The organism is Acinetobacter sp. YH16044, assembly GCF_013417145.1.
Classification (GTDB): Bacteria; Pseudomonadota; Gammaproteobacteria; order Pseudomonadales; family Moraxellaceae; genus Acinetobacter; species Acinetobacter amyesii.
Genome location: NZ_VPEK01000091.1, coordinates 1 through 3389, shown reverse-complemented (window position 1 = coordinate 3389; position 3389 = coordinate 1). Strand labels below are relative to the sequence as shown.

The window sequence follows — 3389 nt, the reverse complement described above, 5'->3', positions numbered from 1 at the left end:
CCCAAACACCATCTTGGAGAGGTTTAATGTCTCCCCAGTTCCCACGTTGAACCTTATCTAATCGGCGATTCAAGCGAATGCGGGTCATATTGTCTTTAATGCCATCCAACCATTCATCAAATTCTGGCAGACGTTTAATTTCAATCATGAGGATTCCTTATCTTCTCACTATATTGTATTCGATCGAATACAATATGCAAGTAATCTATACGAACATCCATTAATTTCGTATAACAGCCATTATGTTAAATAGGAACCTTAGAACAATAGAAAATTATAATTTCATTGCCATAAGGAAGAATATACTTACAATCCTACGTTCGTTTGTAAAGCAATTTGCTGTGAAGCTAATTCAAGTGCTTTAGATTTCCCTAATGGTTTAATATCAGTGCCTTCAGCATATATAAAATCTACCTTATCAATACCAATTAATCCTAATACTGCTATTAAATATGCTGTAACAGCATCTGTTGGAAGATCTTGATGAAAACCACCACGTGAACTAAAGATAATTGATTTAACACCTTTAATTAATCCTACGGGTGCGGTTTCTGTATATTGAAAAGTTACTCGTGCTCGTGCAATTAAGTCGAACCAGTTTTTTAATTGGGTTGGTACATTTAAGTTATACATTGGTGCTGCAATCAATAATAGATCACAATCTTTCAGCTCTTGAATAAATTGATCAGAGAGAGCTACTGCTGCTTTTACCTCAGGTTTTTCATTCGCCTCTCCACGTAAGGCATTAAATATCTCTAAGTTTAATACTGGTAAGTTCATAGCTCCTAGATCATGTTCAATTATTTGGTCAACATAACCACTTTGCTTACGTCTATATAAATATTTATTAATGAGCTGATTACTTAGAGATTTTTCCTGCATAAAACTAGATTTGATAACTAAAATTCTGTTCATAGTAAGGTTCCTAATATGAATTTTAATTAGATTATCATTGATAAATTGGATACAAAAGTGATAATAAATCAACTCATTGATTCCCAATTGGAACTAATATGCGTGTTAATGATCTGAAAAGTTTGATGGCATTTATTAGTGTTGTTGAACAAGGAAGTTTTACTAAAGCATCAGAAAAATTACATCTGACTCGTTCCGCTGTCAGTAAGATGATTTCAAAGCTTGAGGTACAGCTCGGAGTAGTACTTTTTAACAGAGATACACGTCATTTAGCTCTCACAGAAGAAGGTAGTATTTTCTATGAACATAGCCAGCGGGCTGTACAAGAATTATTAATAGCTGAGACATTATTTGAAAGTAATAATCAAAATATTCAGGGAATGATACGTATCTCTATGCCTGTATTATTTGGACAAAAGTTCATTGTTCCGATATTAAGAGACTTAGCAGATGAACATCAAAATTTGAATATGGTTCTTTCTTTTAATGATCGTTATATTGATTTAATTGAAGATAATTATGACCTAGTGATAAGAATTGGTAATTTAGAAGATAATAGTCAATTAATGGTTAAAAAGATTTCTGAGCATGCAATGTGGCTCTGTGCCACACCTGAATATTTAAAAAGATACCAGGTTCCTGAGAGCATCAAAGATTTAGATAACCATCAGACTATTGGATATTTGAAAAATGGGCAGCTTGAAAAGTGGATATTTCAAAGTTCTCATCATAAAACTATAAAATATTTGCCAAAAAATAAAGTTCAAATGGATGACATAAAAAGCATATTAGATTATGTACTAATGCATGGAGGAATTGGTTGGTTACCTTCCTGGTTGATTCAAGAATATATACAAAGTGGTCAATTAATACACCTACTTACTAACTATTCAAGTACTAACTATCCTATTCAAATTGTATGGAAAAGATCAAATTTCTTACCAATACGTGTTCGTACTACCATTGATAAAATAGCTTCATCAATACAAAAAGATAGCGTCATTAAATAAGATTTATAAGAGAGGAATTCTAAATTGATAGTAATACAAAATCTTTCTAGTTTAATTTTTAAACACGGATTTATTAAGCTTTCCTAAAATTAACATAATACACGTTATGCGAAATTAGAAAAATGAGTTTATTGCACTGATATTTATCTGTTTTTTAAATTTTAGACCTGGGTTGGTGCCCAGGTTTTTTTATTGCGTATAACAGCCATTATGTTAAAGGGGAGGTATATTTGAATTAAATATGCCTATAAAGTTAATAGCTATCAATCATTGTTTGCTGAATAAGCCTTTAAAAGTAGGTTTATGCACCTAAGTTATTGTAAATAAAAAGATGTTCGTATTTTCAGTATTCTAACAATAGACTATAGTTGATTCTTTTAAACTAGGAATTACCATGAACCGATTTAAGACCTCTTTTTTAGTTATTTCTTTGGGTCTTACTTTAACTGCCTGCGGCGGCGGCAGTGATGGTGCATCGAGCTCTACAGGGAATGGTGCATCGAGCTCTACAGGGAATGGTACATCGAGCTCTACAGGGAACAGCGGCACCACACCAGATACTTCTACTGGTTCAGTATTGGAAAAATTGAATCCATCACAATCCTACAATATTATTTTTGACTACCCTAATTCTTCTGGTGCATCAAGACTTGATTCTGTAAAACAAAATGCCGATGGTATTATCACCGAATTTGGTGATTACAAAATTACAGGAGATATTGTTGCGAAAGAAATTGCTGGAAATAAAAACTTTACGATTGCTCGTGTAACCAAAGGAATTTTTAATTATGAAAAAGATGGGGAAATAAAATCAACAGATATTTCCAAATATAGCAATGCTTCTTATTTTTATTTTGCATTTACCCCAATCATTACTAAGCGTATTTCTGCCCAAACCAAACAAATTAACTGTACTGATGTTAATGCTACTCAAGCAAAAGTGACCAATAGTGGCCAATTTGAAAACTTTATTTCTCCATCCATTCATAATGGAAGTATTACCTTAAATCCTAACGGCAATATCGACGTTAAATTTACTGCAAAAAATGGCAGTGATGAAACTACCTTTGCTTCATCAATGAGATGGGTTGATTCATTCAATAACTATAGCAGCTATAACTTATTGGGTATCGTAGGACAACAAGGTGAATCAAATCAGATCGGTACATTTAACATAGCTGATAATGGACCAAATAGCCTAGTACTTGGTGCAATTTACCGTATGACTTTGAGCAATAATGGTAACTATCAAGGTGCTGTTTCTATGGTATGTAATTATTAATATAGCTTGATTGAAGTGTCATGCGCCTTAATCTTTATGTATTTTTTTAAATTTAAGACCTAGGCAGTGCCTAGGTTTTTTTATTTCGTATAACAGCCATTATGTTAAATAACTTTTAGAAGCTTTAGTACAAGCTTGACAGATTGTCTTATCATTATAAAATAACCTTATTCAAATCATCC

General features: G+C 32.5%; 3 protein-coding genes and 1 pseudogene. 2 read left to right on the top strand and 2 right to left on the bottom strand.

Annotated elements, in window-relative coordinates; translation table 11 throughout:
* Positions 1-148 (bottom strand): annotated as a pseudogene (locus tag FTV38_RS18235) (type II toxin-antitoxin system RelE/ParE family toxin); the annotation flags it as partial.
* 158 nt (positions 149-306) lie between these two features.
* Entirely contained in the window at positions 307-915 is a 609-nt protein-coding gene (locus FTV38_RS16960; protein WP_078194113.1) for an FMN-dependent NADH-azoreductase, read from the bottom strand.
* A gap of 98 nt (positions 916-1013) precedes the next feature.
* Here FTV38_RS16960 and FTV38_RS16955 point away from each other — a divergent pair, with 98 nt between their 5' ends.
* Together FTV38_RS16955 and FTV38_RS16950 are read left to right on the top strand one after the other, a co-directional pair.
* Positions 1014-1925, top strand: coding sequence for a LysR family transcriptional regulator (locus FTV38_RS16955; RefSeq protein ID WP_179996750.1), 912 nt, complete (start codon positions 1014-1016; stop codon positions 1923-1925).
* A 394-nt stretch (positions 1926-2319) separates the two neighbouring features.
* The gene (locus tag FTV38_RS16950) at positions 2320-3207 is read left to right on the top strand and encodes a hypothetical protein (protein WP_179995793.1); all 888 of its coding nucleotides are present in this window, start codon (positions 2320-2322) and stop codon (positions 3205-3207) included.
* Positions 3208-3389 lie beyond the last annotated feature (182 nt).